The 23,315-nt window shown below is 41.0% G+C and carries 17 protein-coding genes and 1 pseudogene; 17 read left to right on the top strand and 1 reads right to left on the bottom strand.

The window, feature by feature from the left end; translation table 11 throughout:
* The first annotated feature begins 2 nt into the window (after nucleotides 1-2).
* The 4 genes from K6V26_RS21405 to K6V26_RS21390 are packed head-to-tail and all read left to right on the top strand — an operon-like array spanning nucleotide 3 to nucleotide 5,350.
* Entirely contained in the window at nucleotides 3-1,859 is a 1,857-nt protein-coding gene (locus tag K6V26_RS21405) for a RagB/SusD family nutrient uptake outer membrane protein (RefSeq protein WP_009860701.1), read from the top strand.
* A 15-nt stretch (nucleotides 1,860-1,874) separates the two neighbouring features.
* A complete protein-coding gene (locus tag K6V26_RS21400; RefSeq protein ID WP_046145724.1) occupies nucleotides 1,875-3,284 on the top strand; it encodes a BT_3987 domain-containing protein in 1,410 nt (469 codons plus the stop codon).
* 11 nt (nucleotides 3,285-3,295) lie between these two features.
* A complete protein-coding gene (locus K6V26_RS21395) occupies nucleotides 3,296-4,636 on the top strand; it encodes a Gfo/Idh/MocA family protein (RefSeq protein ID WP_009860703.1) in 1,341 nt (446 codons plus the stop codon).
* A 21-nt stretch (nucleotides 4,637-4,657) separates the two neighbouring features.
* Nucleotides 4,658-5,350 (top strand): 3-keto-disaccharide hydrolase, encoded by a 693-nt coding sequence (locus K6V26_RS21390; protein ID WP_010801362.1) that lies wholly within the window; start codon nucleotides 4,658-4,660, stop codon nucleotides 5,348-5,350.
* Nucleotides 5,351-5,417: 67 nt separating this feature from the next.
* Here the strand turns inward: K6V26_RS21390 and K6V26_RS21385 are convergent, their stop codons facing one another.
* The gene (locus tag K6V26_RS21385; protein WP_009860705.1) at nucleotides 5,418-6,038 is read right to left on the bottom strand and encodes an RNA polymerase sigma factor; all 621 of its coding nucleotides are present in this window, start codon (nucleotides 6,036-6,038) and stop codon (nucleotides 5,418-5,420) included.
* A 363-nt stretch (nucleotides 6,039-6,401) separates the two neighbouring features.
* On the opposite strand from K6V26_RS21385, the gene pckA reads away from it, so the two are divergent.
* The 13 genes and pseudogenes from pckA (at nucleotide 6,402) to K6V26_RS21320 (ending at nucleotide 23,311) form a co-directional block, all read left to right on the top strand.
* A complete protein-coding gene (gene pckA / locus K6V26_RS21380; RefSeq protein WP_009860706.1) occupies nucleotides 6,402-8,009 on the top strand; it encodes a phosphoenolpyruvate carboxykinase (ATP) in 1,608 nt (535 codons plus the stop codon).
* A 182-nt stretch (nucleotides 8,010-8,191) separates the two neighbouring features.
* On the top strand, nucleotides 8,192-9,295 hold the full coding sequence (locus tag K6V26_RS21375) for a TlpA disulfide reductase family protein (protein WP_009860707.1): 1,104 nt from the start codon (nucleotides 8,192-8,194) through the stop codon (nucleotides 9,293-9,295).
* A 38-nt stretch (nucleotides 9,296-9,333) separates the two neighbouring features.
* Nucleotides 9,334-10,872 (top strand): YifB family Mg chelatase-like AAA ATPase, encoded by a 1,539-nt coding sequence (locus K6V26_RS21370; protein ID WP_224263799.1) that lies wholly within the window; start codon nucleotides 9,334-9,336, stop codon nucleotides 10,870-10,872.
* 43 nt (nucleotides 10,873-10,915) lie between these two features.
* Nucleotides 10,916-12,955 (top strand): methionine--tRNA ligase, encoded by a 2,040-nt coding sequence (metG, locus tag K6V26_RS21365; protein ID WP_224263798.1) that lies wholly within the window; start codon nucleotides 10,916-10,918, stop codon nucleotides 12,953-12,955.
* A 217-nt stretch (nucleotides 12,956-13,172) separates the two neighbouring features.
* The gene (locus K6V26_RS21360; protein WP_048313991.1) at nucleotides 13,173-14,342 is read left to right on the top strand and encodes a DegT/DnrJ/EryC1/StrS family aminotransferase; all 1,170 of its coding nucleotides are present in this window, start codon (nucleotides 13,173-13,175) and stop codon (nucleotides 14,340-14,342) included.
* The gene (locus tag K6V26_RS21355; RefSeq protein ID WP_009860712.1) at nucleotides 14,339-15,358 is read left to right on the top strand and encodes a Gfo/Idh/MocA family protein; all 1,020 of its coding nucleotides are present in this window, start codon (nucleotides 14,339-14,341) and stop codon (nucleotides 15,356-15,358) included. The genes K6V26_RS21360 and K6V26_RS21355 overlap by 4 nt, the downstream gene beginning before the upstream one ends.
* A 196-nt stretch (nucleotides 15,359-15,554) precedes the next feature.
* Nucleotides 15,555-16,484 carry a UDP-glucuronic acid decarboxylase family protein gene (locus K6V26_RS21350; RefSeq protein WP_009860713.1) on the top strand — a complete coding sequence of 310 codons (930 nt, stop codon included), beginning with the start codon at nucleotides 15,555-15,557 and terminating at the stop codon, nucleotides 16,482-16,484.
* A gap of 22 nt (nucleotides 16,485-16,506) precedes the next feature.
* Nucleotides 16,507-17,820 (top strand): UDP-glucose dehydrogenase family protein, encoded by a 1,314-nt coding sequence (locus K6V26_RS21345; RefSeq protein ID WP_009860714.1) that lies wholly within the window; start codon nucleotides 16,507-16,509, stop codon nucleotides 17,818-17,820.
* Nucleotides 17,821-17,851: 31 nt separating this feature from the next.
* Nucleotides 17,852-18,396, top strand: a pseudogene (locus K6V26_RS21340) (ORF6N domain-containing protein).
* 539 nt (nucleotides 18,397-18,935) lie between these two features.
* A complete protein-coding gene (locus tag K6V26_RS21335; RefSeq protein ID WP_224263797.1) occupies nucleotides 18,936-19,778 on the top strand; it encodes a BRO-N domain-containing protein in 843 nt (280 codons plus the stop codon).
* Entirely contained in the window at nucleotides 19,779-21,236 is a 1,458-nt protein-coding gene (locus K6V26_RS21330; protein ID WP_224263796.1) for a lipopolysaccharide biosynthesis protein, read from the top strand.
* Nucleotides 21,237-21,255: 19 nt separating this feature from the next.
* Nucleotides 21,256-22,200: an FkbM family methyltransferase gene (locus tag K6V26_RS21325; protein ID WP_224263795.1), complete on the top strand. Its 945-nt coding sequence runs from the start codon at nucleotides 21,256-21,258 to the stop codon at nucleotides 22,198-22,200.
* 28 nt (nucleotides 22,201-22,228) lie between these two features.
* Complete coding sequence (locus tag K6V26_RS21320) at nucleotides 22,229-23,311, top strand: glycosyltransferase family 4 protein (protein ID WP_224263794.1); 1,083 nt, start codon at nucleotides 22,229-22,231, stop codon at nucleotides 23,309-23,311.
* The last annotated feature ends 4 nt before the right edge of the window (nucleotides 23,312-23,315 follow it).

The raw sequence follows: 23,315 nt of genomic DNA, 5'->3' as shown, positions 1-23,315 counted from the left end.
ATATGAAAAAATATAAGCATAAATATACAGTAATCAGTCTGTTATACATGATTGGTATGTTGTTTACCGGTTGTGACGGTTTTCTGGATGTAGAGTTGGATAATCAGATTAAACTGGAGGAAGTATTCAATAAACGTTCCACAACCGAACAATATCTGGCACAGGTGTATGGCTTTGTTCCACAGACATATAATTGGCACGAAAATGCAGTCGGAGCTAGTGTTCCCATGAGTGATGAAGCTTTGTTTTCCTGGATGTCCGGGTTGGGGTATCATAGTTTTTTGAATGGAACATGGAGTGTCACGACAACTTCCTATGCAATCTGGAAAAATATGTATCAGGCCATTAATCAGGCTACCGTATTTATGAACCACGTAGATGAGTGTGTGGAGTTGACCCAGAAAGAAAAAGATATAATGAAGGCGGAGGCTCGTTTTTTGAGAGCTTATTTCTATACGCTCTTAATAAATCAGTACGGACCTGTTTATGTTTGGGGAGATCAGGATTCTGATTCCAGCATTCATGCGGAAGATATTGATCGCCACCCGCTGGAAGCAAATGTACAGTTCGTGCTGGAAGAATATGATAAGGCTGCAGAGGTTTTACCTTTACAGATAACGGATCTCAGTTGGTACGGACGTGTAACGAAAGGAGTTGTGTTAGCTGCTAAGGCCCGTTTCTTGTTGTATATGGCGAGTCCGTTGTTTAATGGTTGCTCTTTATATCAAGGGATGCAGAATAAAGACGGAGAATTATTGTTCCCGCAGTCACCAGACCTTGAAAAGTGGCAAAAGGCGGCTGATGCAGCTAAAGCTGTCATCGATCTGGGAATTTATGATCTGGTACGGAATACGGCGGAGACTGATCCGTTCAAACGGGCAATCCGGTCATATATGGGGGTAACATTGGAAAAGTGGAATAAAGAGGTTATCTGGGGGCAATGGCAGACTGATGGAATGTTCATTGTGGTCCGCTGTAATCCTCCTAAGTTCTGTAAGACCGGCTACGGTGGATATTGTCCTTCTATCCGTTTGGTCGATACTTATCCTATGGCTGCTTCGGGGCGCTTCCCTGTCACGGGATATAATGCGGATGGTTCTCCGGTCATAGATCCGAAGTCCGGTTATGTGGAGGATGGTTTTAAGGATAGTTATAAACACCCGTTAGATACTTTCCTACTTGTAAAAGCACATAACAGCTGCGTCGGACGTGATGCCCGTTTTTATGCTTCTGTTTTGGCGAATGGATTTCCTTGGCTGAATCCGGCGATGAGAAAAGATGCTGTTACATTTTTTGATGGAGGTACTTCTTCCTATTCAGGTAGTGGCGATTGTGTAAAGGCCGGATATTCCTGGCGCAGAATGACCGACCCGACTTTGAATACGGACCAGGGTAACTGGGGGCAATTGGTCGCTCTGATCTTTCGTTTAGGTGAAATTTATCTGAACTATGCGGAAGCCTGTAACGAAAAACCGAACCGGGATGAGGCCGAAGCTTTGAAGTATATCAACCTGATCCGTGAACGTTCCGGTTTGAATAAATTGGAGGATGCTTATCCGGAAGTCAAAGGGAATAAAAACTTACTTCGTGAGCTGATCCAGAAAGAACGTATGGTCGAATTAGCTTTCGAGACACTCCGGCTATCGGATCTTCGTCGGTGGATGACCGCTAAAGATGTTCTGAACGGAAAAGTATGGACAAGGAATGTCGCTGCGAAAAATTATGAAGACTCATGGCACAGGACAACGTCTATCTGGGCTTCAGGAGACAGGGTATTCACAGACAAAAATTATCTGTTCCCTATTCCTCAGGAGCAATTGAATGAAATGCAGAATTTGACACAAAATTATGGTTGGTAATAAAAAATGAAGAATATGAAATTCAAATATAATATATTTCTGATGGCCTTATCGGTATTCTCGTTGTGGTTTGTTTCATGTGACGAATACAGGGATGCGGATGAATTGGATGATCAGCTTTATCTGCAAAAATCAGGGTTGCTGGAAGCTAAGGTCTTTAATTGGGGTACTTTTACCTATGAACTGCCTGTGATAAAGAGTGGTAAAGGAAATCATTCCGCAACCGTCCGCCTGTCGGTGGATGAATCCATTTTGGCTGCTTATAACGAAACGAACGGTACCGATTATAAACTGATGCCGGATAATTGTTATTCGCTGAAAGAGGGGAGTTTATCTTTTACGGAAGATGATTACAGAAAGTTCTTTCTGATTGATTTTGATCCCGCCTCCCTGACTGATCTGGGCAACGATGGTTTGCAATATGTACTGCCCTGTTTGTTGGTGACCGATAACGCGGATATTCGGATCGCAGAGGAGGATAAGGCGCAGATTCTGATCAAGCCTTCTGTCTATCAGCCTTATATTGGTTTCGAAACTCCGGGTATATACAGGACGGGATCTGAGTTCAGCATAAAAACGGATGACGATGATGTTCTGGTCATTTATCCTAAGGTACAGGTCAATTATTATAATGACTGGGATATTTCTTATGATGTCGAGGTCAATTCAGCTGCACTGGATGAATATAACGGTTCCCTGAGTGCAGGTGCCCGAAAATATAAATTACTGCCGGAAGGTGCGTATACGATAGATCGTTCGACTTGTATCCTGAATAAGAACCGGGATTATGAATATCTAAAGATCACATTGGAGGAGAAAGCATTTAAAGTGGATGAAAATAATTATGCTTTCGGGTACTATGCCCTTCCTCTCAAAATAGCTTCTGTCTCAAAGTATGGAATCGATCCGGAGGCGGATGTGACAATCTATCCGATTTCTATCCAACCCCCGGTTATGGAGAAAACCGGCTGGACGATAGAAGAGTGTAATTCTATTATTACAGATGAAGTCGAGAACGCTTCGTCGATGGATATACCGGATAATCTACTGGATAATAATAATAACACTTATTGGTGTACAAGAGCTATCAAGCCGATAGAATTTCCTTATTTTGTCACTATAAACTTGCAGGAGAATTGTAGTTTGTATCGTTTGGGATTCCAGTTGCCGGAAGATGAATCACTTGGAAATATCAAATCAGGTTATTTTGAAGTTAGCACAGATGGTGAGAATTGGACAAAAATTGTAGATTGGAGCCGCAAAAGCAATCTGGAGGATCGTTCGATGGAACTGGATTTCTCAATGCAACAAGCCAATTATATCCGTTTTGTTATTACGGATGCGTTTGAATATGCAGATCCTGCATTGGGCAAAGCAAGTGGTGCGGTTTGCCAGGTTGCAGAGATTAATGGTTGGGGTATTTAATAACAGATGTTATGTCAAATAGAAGAACTTTTATTAAACAAATGATGGCTGGAGGTATATTATTACCTTCAGCTCCCCAACTTCTGGCGGAGGGAAACTCTTCCGGAGTGGTTGGAAATGGGGAATCTGTCGGTTCCAGCGAGATACGCATTGCTTTAATCGGTAAAGGCGGAATGGGGACTGCTGATGCGAATTGTGCTTTACGGGTACCAGGGGTAAAGATCACGGCCGTATGTGATGTTTATGAAACGCGTTTGGAGGATGCTAAAAAACAGTGGGGAGATCATATTTTCATAACAAAAGATTATAATGATATTCTGAAACGTAGTGATGTCGATGCCGTACTGATCGGAACTCCCGACCATTGGCATCAACCCATTGCCATTGCAGCCATGAAAGCTGGTAAGCATGTATATTGTGAAAAACCGGTTATCCATAAAATAAGTGAGGCGGAAAAACTGATTGATGCGCAGCGGGTAAGTGGTATGTATTTTCAAGCCGGGAGTCAGGGTATGGCTTCTTTAGGGAATAGAAAAGCCCGGCAACTGTTGCGATCCGGGGCTATCGGCAAAGTCAATTTTATAGATGGGCAGTTTACAGGTGCTCCGGGAACATTGGGGTATTATCCGGTTGCTGATAATGCTTCTGAAAAAACAATCTGGTGGAAACGGTTCTTAGGAAATGCACCTAAGCATAAATTCGATCCCCAACGTTTCTTTTATTGGAGGAACTGGAAAGATTACGGAACCGGCATTGCCGGAGATCTGTTCGTGCATGTGCTGGCAAGCCTTCACTATATAACTGATGCTATTGGTCCGGAAAAAGTTTATACGACAGGTGGTATCCGGCATTATACAGACGGATACCGGGATACTCCTGATGTGATGCTTGCTTATCTGGATTATCCGGACAGGGAGGATCTGGGAGCGTTCACCGTACAGTTGGGTGCAAACTATGTCGACGGTGTTTCGCGTAAATGGGGAAGTATGGACTTTCGTATTGTCGGTTCGGAAGGAACTCTCGATGTGGCATGGGATAAGGTCACTTTGAAAACGTTGCATAAGGCTGATACAGCTTTCTTGCAGGCATTGGAACCGATTGGGCAGGGGATCGATACGCCGGTTGTCAAATCGGAAAAGGAGATAGAATTCATTGCTTCATCGGACTATAAGGGGGGGCATTATGATCATTTTGAAAACTTTTTTACGGGTATCCGTAATAAAACCCCGCTTGTTTGTGATGTCATGTTTTCTGTAAGATCTGCTGCTCCGGCCTTATTAAGTTATGAAAGTTATGAACGGGGAGAGGCTGTTTATTGGGATGCTGAGAATCTGAAAGAAAGAAAAAAATAAACTTAAAAAAGAGATTTGTCTATGAAAATTATAGGATATGCAGTCTTGTTGTTGCTAATAAGCTGTCCTTTGTTCGCATCGAATCCGGTTCTTTCGTCGACAGCGGAAACAGTTGTCCCATACCGGTTATCGGAGCAGGAGAAGAAAGATGGTTACCGGTTGTTGTTTGACGGAACTACTCTGGATGGATGGATTAACAACTCTGATGAGTATATATTGGAAAACGGTTGTATTGCTAAAAAAGCCTCGGGATTCGGAAATCTTTATTCGGAAGATAGTTTCTGTAACTTTGTATTGAAGTTTGAATTTCAACTGACACCCGGAGCAAATAACGGATTGGGGCTTCGGCACATCATAGTTCCGGAAGGTTATTTGGGAATGGAACTTCAGATACTGGATAATGACGATCCTCAATATAAGGATCTGAAGCCCTACCAGTATCACGGAGGTTTATATAATTATGCTCCGGCCAAACGCGGGTATTTAAAACCAGTGGGCGAATGGAATCAACAGGAAGTGATAGCTCGGGGAGCCAATATTAAGATCATTTTGAATGGGACGGTCATTCTCGATACGAATATCAAGAAAGTGATTAAGGATATTCCGTATGATAAGGTACAGTCCGGATTGCGGAACTCATGTGGTCACATCGCTTTCTTGGGGCATGACTCGGTAGTCAGGTTCAGATATATCCGTATAAAAGTTCTCGAGTGAGAACCACGCAATTGCTTATAAAACAACGACAGACTACTGATTGACTTGTTTTATAGGCAATTGTAAGTTACATGCTGATAAGAAGGAGCAGGACAAATTGCATTTCTGCCTGTGAGAAAGTGGTACGTAGCTTTTTTAAAGACCTTTGTATCAGATTCTGGGTAGATTGGTAATTCATATCCATGATCTGGCAAATCTCTTCATAAGATAATCCTTCTACAAAACGATAATAGATGATTTCTTTCTGGCGTGGCGATAAAACCTCGAGCATCCGGATCATTTTCTCATTCAGGAATTGTTCTCTTTCATTTTCGATAATCTCATCCTCAATCGTATATTCTGCCGCAAAAACAGGTTCCAGCGAATCGATCTGACTGTATTTTATGTCTTTTCTAAATATATTGAATAGCTTGTTTTTCAAGGCAATAAAAAGGTATAGTTTGATGTTGTCTGTAGACTGGAGGTGTCTGCGGTTCTGAAATATCTTTATAAACACATCCTGTATACAATCCTCTACCAGCCCTTTATCAGAGGTAAAATGCATGCCATAAGCATATAGCGCCTGCGAGTACTCTCTATAAATATATGTATAAGCTTCATCATCTCCACAAAGAAAATTCTCCCAGATTATCTGATCTGAGTTTCTCTTTTTTGTAGTCATGGGGGTTGACTCAGTGTTTTTTCTCATAAGAATGCTACGTGGTTAGACCTTGTTCAGAATCAGAACACAAAAATTGGGGAAAACTACTCAACTTTTTCTGTAAATATATTCACTTTTTTCTAAGTGACTACTTTAGTTGACACTTCTGTCGCAGATTGTAAAGTCTAGTTGACAAATAGACTGCCCGGATTGTTAATTGCATGGAAAAGAGCAATTATTACTGAAAAATTTCCTTAATAGAGTACCAGCTATAAAAAAATGTATTACTTTTGTACCGGTCTTAACAAGGCGCGATAATAGCAAGTTAGATGTAGGTATTGGAGCCCTGTTATTTTAATTTCGCGAGAGAGAAAAGTTATATAAAGTCAATCATTTAAATTATTATCAAGAATGGCTAATTTAGATTTAAGCAAGTACGGAATTACCGGTGTAACAGAAATTTTACACAATCCGTCTTATGATGTTCTGTTCGCAGAAGAAACAAAACCATCTTTGGAAGGTTTTGAAAAAGGTCAGGTAACAGAACTGGGTGCTGTAAACGTAATGACAGGTGTTTACACAGGTCGTTCACCTAAGGATAAATTCTTTGTAAAGAATGAAGCCAGCGAAGACTCAGTATGGTGGACTTCTGAAGAATATAAAAATGATAACAAGCCTTGTACTGAAGAAGCATGGGCTGATCTGAAAGCTAAAGCTGTAAAACAATTGTCAGGCAAACGTCTGTTCGTTGTCGATACATTCTGCGGTGCAAACGAAGCAACTCGTATGAAAGTTCGTTTCATCATGGAAGTAGCTTGGCAGGCACATTTCGTAACTAACATGTTTATCCGTCCGACAGCTGAAGAACTGGCTAACTACGGTGAACCTGATTTCGTTTGTTTCAACGCTTCTAAAGCAAAAGTTGACAACTTCAAAGAACTGGGTCTGAACTCTGAAACTGCTACAGTTTTCAACTTGAAGACTAAAGAACAGGTTATCCTGAACACTTGGTACGGTGGTGAAATGAAGAAAGGTATGTTCTCTATCATGAACTACATGAACCCGCTTCGTGGTATCGCTTCTATGCACTGCTCTGCTAACACGGATAAAGAAGGAACTAGTTCAGCTATCTTCTTCGGTCTGTCTGGTACAGGTAAGACTACTTTGTCAACTGACCCGAAACGTCTGTTGATCGGTGATGACGAACACGGATGGGATAACGAAGGTGTATTTAACTACGAAGGTGGTTGCTATGCTAAGGTTATCAACCTGGACAAAGAAAGCGAACCGGATATCTACAACGCTATCAAACGCGATGCTCTGTTGGAAAACGTAACAGTTGCTGCTGACGGTACTATTGACTTCGCAGATAAGAGCGTAACAGAAAATACTCGCGTTTCTTATCCTATCTATCACATTGAAAACATCGTTAAGCCGGTATCTAAAGGTCCGCACGCAAAACAGGTTATTTTCCTGTCTGCTGATGCATTCGGTGTATTGCCTCCGGTATCTATCCTGACTCCGGAACAAACTCAGTACTACTTCCTTTCTGGTTTCACAGCTAAATTGGCAGGTACAGAACGTGGTATCACTGAACCGACTCCTACATTCTCTGCTTGTTTCGGTGCTGCATTCTTGTCATTACACCCGACTAAATACGGTGAAGAACTGGTTAAGAAAATGGAAATGACTGGTGCTAAGGCTTATCTGGTTAACACTGGATGGAATGGTAGCGGTAAGCGTATCTCTATCAAAGATACAAGAGGTATCATCGATGCTATCCTGGATGGCTCTATCGACAAAGCTCCGACTAAGGTTATTCCTTACTTCGACTTCGTTGTTCCGACAGAACTTCCGGGTGTTGATCCGAAAATCCTTGATCCTCGTGACACTTACGCTGATGCTGCTCAGTGGGATGAAAAAGCTAAAGATTTGGCTGCTCGCTTCCAGAAGAACTTCGCTAAGTTCACAGGTAACGAAGCTGGTAAGGCTTTGGTTTCTGCCGGTCCGAAATTGTAATTCAAACGCCGGAGGTAAATCTTACCAAAGGTTAAGAATAATATCATCAAAAAGCGTGGAACATACCGTTCTGCGCTTTTTTTTGTATATCTACATTAATTTTATCATAAATGTTAGTTTGTTTTAAAATCTATTGTTATCTTTACCGCGTATTATCCGTTAATGTGTGGGTTTAAGGTATAATGATAAAACGTTTATTACTGATTTTAGGAGTCGCATTGTTTTTGTCGTCGTGCGGCAAGGACGTCTCTTACCGAATTGAAGGCAAGTTGTCTAATTTGGAAGATGAGACGCTATATGCTGTTTTTGAGAATGACAATTATAAAGTTGTTGATACCATCACTTGCGAGAAACCCGGACAATTCTCCCTGAAACGGAACGAAGGAGACTTCAATACCGTAACGATTTTCTTCGATAATAAAAAAAGCTGGACCACGGCTTACCTGATGAAAGGAGAGAAAGTCACCATAACCGGTGATGCTCTTTATCCGGCTTTGCTTCAGGTGAAAGGCGGACGTGTCAACGACCAGTTGAATTCTTTTCGTAAAAGTGTTACTCCCCTGCTGAAGGAGCAGGCAGACCTGATCAAGATATTAACGAGTAAAAGCAGTCAAACAAATACAACGGAAGATACTGATATTCCTTCTCGTCTGACGAATGTAAACCATACCCTGAGTGAACGGGCGATGGAATATATACAAGAACATCCGGATGAAGAAGCTTCGGCTGTTTTATTGCAATATTATTTTATGAATCCGGATGATACCCGCAAAATGGATGAATTGCTGGCTGTGTTAAGTCCGAAATTGAAAGATTTTTATCTGATTCGTAAAATGCAGGATTACAGTATGAAAGCACAGCGAACTTCTTTGGGTGCAGAAGCTCCGGGTTTTAATGTAAAGAATGTATATGGACATACTGTGAGTCTGGATTCGTTTCCGCAGCGATATTTGTTACTTGCTTTTACGGCTCCTTGGTGCGATATGTGCCAGACAGAAGATCTGTTTTTGGATAAGGTCGCGATGAAGTACCCGAAAGAGAAAGTCGATATGCTGTTGATCAGTCTCGATGACGACCCGCAGGAGGTACGCAAGTTGTTGGCAAAGGATAGCATCAACTGGAATTTGGTAACCGATTCTGCCGGACAAGCAACAATGCTGGTTGATCTGTATAATGTGAATGCACTTCCTCGCTGTTTTCTGATCGATGAGGAAGGAAAGATCATCATGAAAACGGATAACGGTGTAGAAATAGAACAAACACTTGAAAAACTGGTAGAAAAATGAGATAACGAATTATAAACTTCCAACCAAAATCATTAATTATGTTAGTAAAATCTTATGCCGCCGCGGTGCAGGGCATCTCTGCAACCATTGTCACCATTGAAGTAAATTGTACAAAGGGAATCCAATTCTTTCTGGTAGGTCTTCCCGATGTTGCTGTGCGTGAAAGCCACGAACGTATCATTTCTGCGCTTCAGGTGAGTGGATATAAATTCCCCCGTAATCGAATTGTGATTAATATGGCACCTGCCGATATTCGGAAGGAAGGTTCTGCTTATGATCTGCCACTGGCTGTCGGGATACTGGCAGCCGCCGAGGAATTGGATGCTTCGCGGCTGGATAAGTTTATCCTGATGGGCGAACTATCGTTGGACGGAAGCCTGCAACCGGTAAAAGGCGTGCTCCCTATTGCTATTAAAGCGAGGGAGGAAGGCTTTAAGGGTTTCATACTGCCCAGGCAGAATGCCCGTGAGGCCGCTGTTGTCAATAACCTGGAGGTCTATGGGGCCGATAACATCAAAGAGGTGATCGAATTTATGGGCGGAAAATGCGAACTGGAACAGACTGTTGTTGATACGAGGAAAGAGTTTTATGCCCGTCAGGAGCAATTCGAGTTTGATTTTTCAGATGTACGCGGCCAGGAAAATGTAAAACGAGCTTTGGAAGTCGCTGCGGCAGGAGGCCATAATCTGATTATGATCGGTCCGCCGGGAAGCGGAAAATCAATGTTGGCCAAACGACTGTCCACGATCCTTCCACCATTCACCTTACACGAATCGTTGGAGACGACTAAGATACATTCTGTAGCCGGAAAGATAGGGGTGGAGACTTCCCTGATGGTGCAACGCCCCTTCCGTTCGCCGCATCATACCATTTCAAATGTAGCAATGGTGGGAGGCGGTGCCTATCCTCAACCGGGTGAAGTGAGTCTGGCTCATAACGGCGTGCTGTTCCTCGATGAATTACCGGAATTCAACCGGAGTGTTTTGGAGGTGATGCGACAACCGTTGGAAGATCGAAAGATTACTGTTTCTCGTGCCCGTTTCTCAGTCGATTATCCGGCTAGTTTTATGCTGGTTGCCTCGATGAATCCTTGTCCCTGCGGTTATTATAACCATCCGGACAGGGCTTGCCTTTGCCCTCCGGGGGCAGTACAGAAATATATGAACCGTGTATCCGGCCCGTTGCTCGACCGTATCGACATACAGGTGGAGATTGTACCTGTTCCTTTTGAAAAGATATCCGAACAACGTCCGTCTGAACCCAGTGCTGCTGTTCGTGAACGGGTTGTTAATGCCCGTGCAATTCAGGAAAAACGTTTTGCCGACAACGAAGGTGTATATTGCAATGCACAGATGACCACGCAACTTCTGCATAAATATGCTGTACCCGACGCCGCTTGCCTGTCTCTTCTTAAAACGGCTATGCAACGTCTAAGCCTTTCCGCCCGTGCTTACGACCGTATCCTGAAAGTAGCCCGTACCATTGCCGACCTTGATGCCTCTGAAAAGATAGAAACACGCCATCTTGCCGAAGCCATTAATTACCGGAATCTGGACAGGGAGAGCTGGGGATTGTAAAAATTATTCCGTACCTTTGCCCCTCAAAAAGAGAACACAAGGTATGGAAAAACATTTTAAGAGAACGCTGATAACTACGGCGTTGCCGTATGCGAACGGACCGGTACATATCGGACATCTGGCCGGGGTGTATGTACCGGCCGATATTTATGCCCGCTACCTTCGTCTGAAGGGGGAAGAGGTATTGATGATCGGGGGATCGGACGAACATGGTGTACCTATTACCCTCCGTGCTAAGAAAGAAGGTGTTACACCGCAGGATGTGGTGGACCGTTTTCATGGCATTATCAAGAAGTCTTTCGAGGAGTTCGGCATCTCGTTCGATATCTATTCACGCACAACTTCGTCTACTCATCGTCAGGTAGCGTCGGACTTTTTCCGTACCCTGTATGAAAAAGGAGAGTTTATCGAGAAGACCAGCGAACAATATTACGACGAGGAAGCCAAACAATTCCTTGCCGACCGTTATATAACCGGTACATGTCCGCATTGCGGTAACGAAAAGGCTTATGGTGACCAGTGCGAAGCCTGCGGTACATCGTTGAATGCTACAGACCTGATCAACCCGAAGTCTGCCATTAGTGGTAGCGAACCGGTGATGAAGGAGACCAAACACTGGTATCTGCCCTTGGATAAGCATGAACCGTTCCTGCGCAAATGGATTCTGGAAGATCATAAAGAATGGAAACCGAATGTGTACGGACAGTGCAAGAGCTGGCTGGACATGGGATTGCAACCGCGTGCCGTAAGCCGCGACCTGGACTGGGGTATCCCTGTTCCGGTAGAAGGAGCGGAAGGCAAAGTGCTTTACGTATGGTTCGATGCCCCGATCGGTTATATCTCCAATACAAAAGAATTACTTCCCGACAGTTGGGAGACCTGGTGGAAAGATCCTGAAACCAAGATGGTACATTTCATCGGAAAGGATAATATCGTGTTCCATTGCATCGTATTCCCAGCCATGTTGAAGGCGGAAGGTACTTTCAATCTGCCGGAGAATGTGCCAGCCAATGAATTTCTGAACCTGGAAGGCGACAAGATCTCTACTTCCCGCAACTGGGCGGTATGGTTGAACGAATATCTGGTGGATATGCCGGGAAAACAGGACGTGTTACGTTATGTCCTGACCGCCAATGCTCCGGAAACAAAAGATAACGACTTTACCTGGAAAGACTTCCAGGCACGCAATAACAACGAGTTGGTTGCCATCCTGGGTAACTTCGTAAACCGTGCTCTGGTGCTGACTGAGAAATATTTCGAAGGAAAAGTGCCGGCAGTAAGCGAACTGACTGACTATGACCGTCAGACTTTGAAAGATTTCGAAGATGTAAAAGCAAATGTGGAACGTCTGCTCAACACCTATCATTTCCGTGATGCCCAGAAAGAAGCCATGAACCTGGCCCGTATCGGTAACAAATACCTGGCAGATACGGAACCCTGGAAGCTGGCAAAGTCAGATATGACTCGTGTGGCAACAATCATGAACATCGCTTTGCAGATCACAGCCAACCTGGCTATTGCTTTCGAACCCTTCTTGCCGTTCAGCATGGAGAAACTCAACAAGATGTTGAATGTAGAACCGTTAGGCTGGAGCCGTCTGGGCGCAACCGATTTGTTGGAAGCCGGACATCAGCTTGGCAAATCCGAACTGCTCTTTGAAAAGATCGAAGACAGTGTGATCGAAGCGCAGGTTCAGAAGTTGCTGGATACAAAGAAAGCGAACGAAGAAGCCAACTATAAAGCGAAACCGATACGCGAAAACATCGCGTTCGATGATTTCACAAAACTGGATATCCGTGTGGGAACGATCCTGGAATGTACAAAGGTGCCTAAGGCCGACAAGTTGTTGCAGTTCCGTATCGATGACGGTCTGGAGAAACGTACGATCGTTTCCGGTATCGCCCAGCATTATGCCCCCGAAGAGTTGGTCGGAAAACAGGTTTGTTTTATTGCCAACCTTGCTCCGCGTAAGTTGAAAGGCATCGTATCGGAAGGTATGATCCTCTCTGCTGAAAACTTCGACGGCAAGTTGTCTGTCATCACTCCGGAAAAAGAAGTGAAACCGGGTAGCGAAGTAAAATAATATAAGATCTCCGGTGCTATGGAACGTAAGAGTGCCGGGAGTATGAATGATAATAGAGCCGGTATTCTTATCTGTAAGAGTCCCGGCTCTCTCATAGGTAAGAGTCCCTAAGCTCTCACTTATCATAGAAAAGAATGTTAAAGGTCTTTTATGCAATAAAAGATTATTTGAAACGTTTTAATCTTCATAAGATAAACAGTGGTATACAATAGGAAAGATGCTTGAAAGACATATACAAATGGTTGACTTGCAAGGTCAGTATCATCGCCTGAAAGAGGAGATAGATGCAGCCATGCAAACTGTTATTGAAAGCAGTGCCTTTATCAACGGTCCTCAGGTGAAAGCTTTTGGTGATCATTTGGCTGATTATTTGGATATTCCCTATGTGGTTCCTTGCGGGAACGGTACGGATGCTCTTCAGATCGCTTTGATGGCGTTGCAGTTGCAGCCGGGGGATGAGGTGATTGTTCCGGCATTTACCTATGTGGCGGCTGCCGAAGTGATCGCTTTGCTGGGATTGACTCCTGTGCTGGTGGATGTAGATCCGCGAACCTATAATATCGATCCCCGTAAAATAGAAGAATCTATATCCCGTAATACCAAGGCAATTATTGTAGTTCACCTGTTCGGCCAGTCCTGCGATATGGCTCCGATCCTGAGAATAGCCGGCATGTATCATCTTCATGTGATAGAAGATAATGCGCAGTCCGTTGGTGCGGAATATACTTTCCCGGATGGACAGGTGAAGAAAACAGGGACAATGGGCGTTATCGGTACGACTTCGTTTTTCCCATCCAAGCCGCTGGCCTGTTTTGGTGACGGAGGCGCTTTAATGACTTCTGATGAGAGTCTGGCAAAGCGTATCCGTATGATCGCAAATCATGGTCAGGAAGTTAAATATCATCATAAGTTGATAGGATGTAACTCTCGTCTGGATACCCTGCATGCCGCTGTTTTGGATGTGAAGCTGAAGTATATCGACGAGTTTACGAAAGCCCGGCAGGTCGTTGCCCGAAGATATGACGAAGGTTTGGCTTCATGCGAGCAGTTGATTCTTCCGAAGAAGAGTGATTTCTCTACACATGTCTATCATCAATATACGGTTCAGTTGAAACCGGTTCCGGAATATTCGGATACGGCAAAGCATCGGGAGGCATTACAAGTGGCTCTTAAAGAGAAAGGTATTCCTTCCATGGTATACTACCCCGTTCCTTTACAAGCACAAGATGCTTATAAATGGATGGCACGTACCCCCGGAAGTATGGAAACAGCAGCCCGTTTAAGCAACTGTGTTCTATCTTTGCCGATCCATACGGAGATGACAGTGGAAGAACAGGAATATATAATAGATGTATTGGTAAAGGAGTTAGAGAATAGAAAAATATGAAAGAAAATAAGATAAAATTCGCCGTAGTCGGTTGTGGTCATATCGGAAAGCGCCATGCCGAGATGGTAACCCGTGATCAGGATGCCGAATTAGTCGCTTTATGCGATATCCGTCCTCGCGAAGAATTGGGAATAGAGGGGTATGAAGTCCCTTTTTTTGCCGGTTTGCAGGAATTATTGCAGAGTGGCATTCAGATAGATGTCATTAATATCTGTACTCCGAACGGTTTGCATGCGTCTATGGCGGTACAAGCTATCGAAGCCGGTTGTAATGTGGTGATAGAAAAACCGATGGCGTTGACACTGGCTGATGCGGAGAAGGTGGTATATGCTTCTTTGAAATACCGTAAACAGGTATTTTGCGTCATGCAGAACCGCTATTCCCCTCCTTCCGTGTGGATTAAGGATATGATCGACTCCGGCAAGTTGGGTAAAATATACATGGTTCAGTTGAACTGCTATTGGAACCGTGACGAACGCTATTATAAACCCGGTGGCTGGCACGGTGATGCTGCGCTGGACGGAGGAACGCTCTTCACCCAGTTCTCCCATTTTATCGATATTATGTATTGGTTGTTCGGGGATATCTGTAATATCCAGGCTCGTTTTGCCGATTTCAATCATGAGAAACTGACCTCTTTTGAAGATTCCGGCTTTGTGAATTTCAATTTCGTGAACGGAGGAATGGGAAGTCTGAGTTATTCGACTGCTGTCTGGGACAAAAATATGGAAAGCAGCATGCTGATCGTGGCAGAGAATGGCAGCGTAAAGATCGGTGGACAATATATGAATGAAGTGGAATATTGCCATGTGAAGGAGTATGAGATGCCCGAACTGGCTCCAACCAATCCGGGTAATGATTACGGCCCTTACAAGGGATCGGCTCAGAATCATAATTTCGTGATCCGCAATGTGGTCCGTGTCCTTTCCGGCTCCGGTTCGGAATGTATTACAACGAATGTATTAGAAGGTATGAAAGTCGTAGATATAATACAACGTATCTATGCTCAAAAGTAACGATTCTGAATAAGAAATAATGATCGGTAATTTCCCTTTTATATAAATAACGATTTTAGAAGGGAAAGAATCCCTTCAAATTCCTATCTTTGTGGAAGTTTTGTCATTTCCGGCATGGGACTGACCAACATTGTTGTGCTCTCATTCTTATGAAAAGGACTGAGATATATAGAGAAACTCAAATTGAACAGATAGCATGAAACAGATTTTAGTTACCGGAGGAGCCGGTTTTATCGGCTCTCATCTTTGCGAACGCCTGCTGAAAGACGGGAACAATGTGATTTGTATGGATAATTATTTTACAGGTCTGAAACAAAACATTGTTCATTTACTGGACAATCCCTATTTTGAGCTGGTTCGCCATGATGTGACATTCCCGTATTATGTGGAGGTCGATGAGATTTATAATCTGGCTTGTCCGGCATCTCCGATACATTACCAGTTCGATCCGGTGAGTACAACTAAAACATCTGTTATCGGTGCCATCAATATGCTTGGGTTGGCTAAACGTACCAAAGCACGTATTCTTCAGGCTTCTACCAGTGAAGTTTACGGTGATCCGATCGTTCATCCCCAGGAAGAAAGTTATTGGGGAAATGTGAATCCGATCGGTTTGCGCAGTTGTTATGATGAGGGCAAACGTTGTGCGGAAACTTTATTCATGGATTATCATCGTCAGAATAAGGTAGATGTCAAGATTATCCGTATTTTCAATACCTATGGTCCCCGTATGCGTCCGGATGACGGCCGGGTTGTTTCCAACTTTATCATGCAGGCGTTGAAAGGCGAAGATATTACTATTTACGGTGATGGAAAGCAAACCCGTAGCTTCCAGTATGTCGACGACCTGGTGGAAGGTATGATTCGTATGATGGCTTCCGAAAACTTTACCGGACCTGTCAATTTGGGAAATCCGAGAGAATTTACCATGCTGGAGTTGGCCGAGTTAGTATTGAAGATGACTAATTCGAAATCAAAAATAATATTTACCCCTCTTCCTTCTGATGATCCGAAACAGCGTAAACCGGATATTACTTTAGCAAAAGAAAAACTGAATGGCTGGGAACCTAAAATCCGTTTGGAAGAAGGTTTGATAGATACAATTAAATATTTCAAGAGCCTTTAATTTTGCATTTTGATTATAAATTATGAAAATAGCGATAGTAGGAACAGGCTATGTCGGCCTGGTTACCGGAACCTGTTTTGCAGAAATGGGGACCGAAGTTTTTTGTGTAGATGTTAACACCGAAAAAATTGAAAACCTTAAAAAGGGGATAATCCCTATCTATGAACCCGGTCTGGAAGATATGGTCCATCGTAACCAGCAGGCCGGAAGATTACACTTTACAACCGATCTTACTGAATGTCTGGACGAAGTGGAAGTTTTGTTCAGTGCCGTAGGTACGCCTCCCGATGAGGATGGTAGTGCAGATTTGAAGTATGTGCTTGAGGTAGCCCGTACTGTCGGTCGGAATATGAAGAAACATATTCTGGTCGTAACAAAGAGTACGGTTCCCGTCGGCACGGCAAAGAAAGTACGCCGGGCTATCCAGGAAGAACTGGATAAACGTGGAGTAGAGATCGAGTTCGATGTCGCTTCTAATCCTGAATTTCTGAAGGAAGGAGCAGCGATCAGCGACTTTATGAGTCCGGATCGTGTTGTTGTTGGTGTAGAATCTGAGCGTGCAGAAGAGCTGATGACTCGTCTGTACCGTCCTTTCCTTTTAAACAATTTCCGTGTAATTTTTATGGATGTGCCATCTGCCGAGATGACCAAATATGCTGCGAACGCCATGTTGGCTACCCGTATCAGTTTTATGAACGATATTGCCAACTTGTGTGAGATTATCGGTGCGGATGTAAATATGGTACGTAAAGGTATCGGTTCCGACAATCGTATCGGTAACCGTTTCCTGTATGCCGGCATCGGTTATGGCGGTTCATGTTTTCCTAAAGATGTGAAAGCTTTGATTAATACAGCCAAGCAAAATAATTACCCGATGCGTATCCTTCAGGCAGTCGAGGAAGTAAATGACGAACAGAAATCTCTTTTGTTCCATAAACTCGAAAAGCATTTTAATGGAGACCTGAAAGGTAAACGTATCGCTATCTGGGGACTGGCTTTTAAGCCTGAAACAGACGATATGCGCGAAGCTCCTTCTTTGGTTTTGATAGAAAAACTGTTGGCGGCAGGTTGTGAGGTATATGCTTACGATCCTGTAGCAGTAGAAGAATCAAAACGTCGTATCGGAGATGCGATTCATTATGCAAAAGATATTTATGATGCAGTAGTGGATGCCGATGCCCTGATGCTTGTAACGGAATGGAAAGAGTTCCGTATGCCTTCCTGGTCTGCCATAAAGAAACTGATGGCTACTCCGCTGGTTCTTGATGGCCGTAATATTTATGATATCAAGGAGATGGAGGAGAACGGGTTTGTCTATCATTGCATAGGGAGGTAGAATGCATATTGTAAACTAAAATTAATTAACTATGAAAGAAAATGTGATTAGATTCAGTGATGTAGAAAGTTGCATAATTGAATTACGGGATCAAAGAGTTCTGCTTGACAGGGATGTCGCTATGCTTTATGATGTAGAAACAAAAGAAATAAATCAGGCAGTCAAAAATAATCCGGATAAATTTCCTGCCGGATATTTAATCGAATGTAATAAAGTTGAGAAAGCCGAACTGGTCAAAAATTTTGACCGGTTCAATCCTTTAAAACATTCAACAGCTCTTCCGACAGCTTTTACTGAAAAAGGACTTTACATGTTGGCAACACAATCCTGAAAAGTAATAAGGCAACGCAGACAACAATCGCAATCGTTGAAGCTTTTGCAAGAATCAAGGAATTGTCCAGAACTGTTTTACAGTTACCTACCGCCGATGAAGCACAGCAGAAAACACTTATGCAGCGCACGAGTGAGTTAATGGCTGACTTATTAGATGATGAACCGAAAGTAACAGATTCGGAAACGACAATAGAATTGAATCTGGCTGTTTTAAAGTTTAAGCATACGGTGAAAAGAAGATAAGAGTGGTTGGTCATAAAGAAGTTTTTTGAAAAATAACTATCATACTATCATATTTTGTTTGTACTCTTTGATTTACGGGATGTATAACTATGATGGTTGATGAATTTATCTATCATAGAACTATCATAAACTGTCATTACCGTCCTACTCTTCGTTTGTTTTGTGTTAAGTATGGCATTTAATTTGTCAAAGTAGTTATCTTTTTTAGCTAAAACAGGGAGAAAATTTTCCCGGGACCCCTATTTCGACAGTTTTTATACCCCGGTCTGAGTGATGCTGACACCCGGGTGTGGAGATGGTTAAGACCCGGGTCTCAATGAGTTTATATAGTTATATCTTTGAAAATAAGCAATATACTGTTTGAAAAAAGATAGCTGTTTTTATGATAGTATGAGAGGGTAATTTGTATCTATCATGTATACTGCCATTTGTTGTAATGATTGATTTGCAATGGGCGCAAGGAAGTTTATGATAGTATGACAGTTGTTTTGCAAAGTGGATTGGAAATAAATGGAGAAAAATAAATAAAAACCAAGACAATGACGAAGAAAGAAGCTATTAAAATTTTCGAGGAGAAGAAAGTTCGTACTCTTTGGGACGACGAAACGGAAGAATGGTATTTTTCCATAGTAGATGTGGTGAGTGTATTGACAGAGAGTGTAGATGGTCGGAAGTACTGGAATAAGCTCAAACAGAGACTGAAAGCTGAAGGAAGTGAGTTGGTGACAAATTGTCACCAACTGAAATTACCGGCAGCAGACGGTAAATATTACAAAACTGATGTAGCCACCACCGAGCAACTATTTCGTTTGATTCAATCCATTCCATCCCCGAAAGCCGAACCATTCAAGCTTTGGATGGCTCAGGTAGCCAAAGAGCGATTAGACGAAATACAGGATCCGGAACGGACAATCGATCGGGCGATGATGGAGTATAAAAACTTGGGTTACTCGGATCATTGGATCAACCAACGGCTCAAAAGCATCGAGATCCGTAAAGATCTGACTGATGAGTGGAGAAATCGCGGATTACAGGAAGGGGTACAGTTTGCTACTCTTACGGATATTATTTATCAAACATGGTCTGGTAAAACATCGAAAGAGTACAGACGCTTTAAAGGGTTGAAAAAAGAGAGTCTCCGAGATAACATGACTAATACTGAACTAGCCCTTAACATGCTGGCAGAAGCAGCAACCACGGAATTGTCCAAAGAAAAGGATCCGCAACATTTTGATGAGCATATACAAGTCGCCCGACAAGGGGGAAAAGCAGCCGAAGCCGCCCGAAAGCAATTGGAAAGTGATTTGGGACATTCGGTCATTTCTCCGCTTAATGCAAAAACTGGGTTGAGATTGGATAAAGGTGATGATAGGAAAGAATAAATGGCTGAGGAAACTTTGAAAGATAAAACGGCTAAAGGCCTTTTTTGGGGAGGGATTAGTACATTCTTCCAACAAATAATAGGAATGGTATTTGGGATTGTGATAGCCCGTATACTTAGTCCGGATGACTATGGATTGGTGGCTATGCTTGCTATTTTTAGTGCTATTGCCAATACGATTATGGATAGCGGCTTTACTACGGCGTTGATAAATAAAAAGACTATTCGGCATGAGGACTATAATGCTGTCTTCTGGTTTAGTGCGTTTTGTGGAATCGTAATTTATATGATTTTATTTCTTGCTGCTCCTCTGATTGCCCAATTTTATAATAAACCGGTTCTTCTTAATCTTTCCCGTGTATTATTCTTAAGTTTCTTGATTTCAAGTTTTGGGATAGCACATAATGCGTTACTTTTTAAGATGATAAAGGTTAAGCAACGAGGTATTATTGATATAGTGGCGGTCTTGGTGTCTGGAGTTGCAGGACTTATCTTAGCTTTATTGGGTTTTGCTTATTGGGGATTAGCTTTGCAGTTAGTTACTCAATGTTTATCTGCTACTTTATTGCGTTGGTATTTTTCGGGATGGCGTCCTACTTTTACATTTGACTTTTCTCCTATTAAAGAAATGTTTAGCTTTAGCTCTAAAATACTGTTTAATAATATATTAGGGCAAGTGAATGCTAATTTTTTCTCTGTATTGCTTGGTAGATATTATACAAAGGCAGATACGGGATATTATTCTCAAGGAAGTAAATGGATGATAGTAGGAAGTATGACTGTTACTAGTATGATTCAAGGGGTAGCTCAACCTGTATTAGTTGAGGTTACAGATGATAAAATACGACAGAAGAATGTCTTTAGAAAGATGTTGAGATTTGGCGCTTTTGTTTCATTTCCTGCAATGTTAGGGATCGCTTTTATTGCGAAAGAGTTTATTTTAATTACGGTTGGAGAGAAATGGATTGATAGTGTTCCTTATCTTCAGATATTGAGTATAGCGGCCTCTTTTGTGTTTATAACCAATCTATATTGTAGTTTGTTATTGTCTCATGGAAAATCAAATATAATACTTTATGCTAGTTCTATCTTTTATGGTATTAATTTGTTATTGGCTTTCTGTCTAGTCTCTTATGGTATTTTTCCAATGGTAATAGGATGCTCATGTTTTAATGTATTATTAAATTTTTGTTGGCATTTCTGTGGTAAGAGTTTAATAGGTATTAGGACTATTGAACTTTTGAAGGATATTTCTCCCTATTTATTATTAACAATTTTCTGTTTTATGACTTCGTGGGGAATAACGATGTGGATATCTAATTTATATATATTGTTTTTATCTAAGATATTAATAGTAGCTTTACTTTATAGTTTTATTCTGTGGAAAATGAAATCTGTAATTTTTAATGAGGTTTTTTCTTTTTTGTTTAAAATGAAAAAGAAGATGATGAATACATGATACAAAAAGAAGTTTTCATATGAAATATATATTAGTCTTATATAGGAAATATTTGCCAGGAAATTTAAGGAGAATTATTTATGGATTAATAATCAAACCCTATTTGCTTTTTATTAATGATCCCAAGGTCTTTTTAGTCGATTGGAAATGGCGTTTTAAATTGCTTTTTGAGTTCTATTTCGGTAAAGGAAAACAATATCCTATTGAATATCGAGAGGCTGCTAAGTTTTCTTTTTTATATGGACCTTCTTTGGTGATTGGCAATTTTGTATTTCATTATTTGTCTTTAGATATTAAAGTGTTTTTATGTGAGAAGAGTAATTTGTATTATGTATTGTTTGATGGAAAAAAGTTGTATTTTAAAAGGGGATTGACAGAAAAGGAAGTACAGAGTTCTTATAAATCCTTATTATTGGAACAAGATTCTCGCTCTCCCCATTCCTATGTAGGAACTGATTTTAAAGTAGATGAAGGTGCAGTTTTATTTGATGTTGGTGCGGCAGAAGGTATTTTTACCCTTGCTAATATAGAAAAAATAAGGCATGCTTATTTATTTGAATGTGAAAATGAATGGATTGAAGCATTGAATATGACATTTTCTTTTTGGAAAGAAAAAATAACAATTGTACAAAAATATGTATCTAATGCGAATGATATATATAATATCTCATTAGATGATTTTGCTAATGAAAATCTTTTGCCTGATTATGTTAAGATGGATATTGAAGGGAGTGAGTATAATGCTTTATTAGGAGCGATTAATATTATTAGAAGTAAAACTACAAAATGGGCTGTTTGTGTTTATCATAAGCATGAAGATGAAAAAGAAATTTCTTCTTTATTTAGTGAATATAATTATAAGCAATCTTTCTCTACGGGTTTGATGTTCGTTCAATGGAACGATGATCGATATCCTATTTGCCCTCCTTATTTTCGAAAAGGAGTTTTGAGATTGCAAAAATAGAATGAGGTGTATAAAATATCTTTGATTTATGAAAGTTTTATTTGATGATCAAATATTTTCAATGATGACTCATGGTGGTGTTGCAAGATATCACTACGAACTAATAAAGGCATTGAATGAGATAAATGTAGAAACTGTATTACCATTGTTCTTTTCTAATAACTATTATATACAAAAGAGAGATGTTTCTTCTCATTTTAGTTCATTACCTTTTAATTTGAAAATATTCAATAGAACATTACCTCGTTTTAATCGTTATTATTCAGAAAAGGCTATTTCAAAACAAGATTATGATGTTTTTCATCCAACTAGTTATGCATTATATTTTTTAGAAAAATTGAAAAATAGACCATTTGTTATTACTGTACATGATATGATTACTGAAATTTATGATAAAGATAGCAATATCAATAAGGTTAAAAAGATGCTGATATCTAAGGCTGATAAAATTATAGCAGTTAGTGAAAATACCAAAAAAGATATATTAAATTTTGTTTCTGTTGATGAGAAGAAGATTGATGTGGTATATCATGGAAATACACTTTTGAATGACTTAGAATCTCTTCCTTGTAAGAAAAAAGATTTTATACCTTATTTCTTATATGTAGGTGGACGTTCTTCTTATAAGAATTTTAAATTTTTATTAAAAGCATTTTCTATTATTTCTCAAAAATATCGAGTGAATTTAATATGTACAGGTAGTAATTTTACTTCATATGAAAGGAAACTCTTAGCAGAATATAATATCAATGATTGGGTAAAGGCGAGCATTATTAGAAATGATGAGGAATTGTGTCTGTTATACAAAAATGCTATATCTATTGTTTATCCGTCTTTATATGAGGGATTTGGTATGCCTATATTGGAAGCTTTTGCATGTCACTGTCCTGTTTTATTGAGTAATACTAGTTGTTTTCCAGAAATAGCTCAAGATGCTGGGCTTTATTTTTCTCCGTATGAGTTGGAATCTTTAGTTCATTCAATGGAATTGATATTATTAGATGATTTGTTAAGAAATTCATTGATAAATAAGGGATTAGATAGAGAAAAAGAATTTTCTTGGAATAAAACTGCAAATCAAACGTTAGAAGTTTATAAATCTGTATTATAGAATT

This window comes from Parabacteroides goldsteinii, from assembly GCF_020091425.1.
In the GTDB taxonomy this organism is placed as follows: domain Bacteria; phylum Bacteroidota; class Bacteroidia; order Bacteroidales; family Tannerellaceae; genus Parabacteroides; species Parabacteroides goldsteinii.
This window is presented reverse-complemented; position numbering and strand designations above follow the sequence as displayed.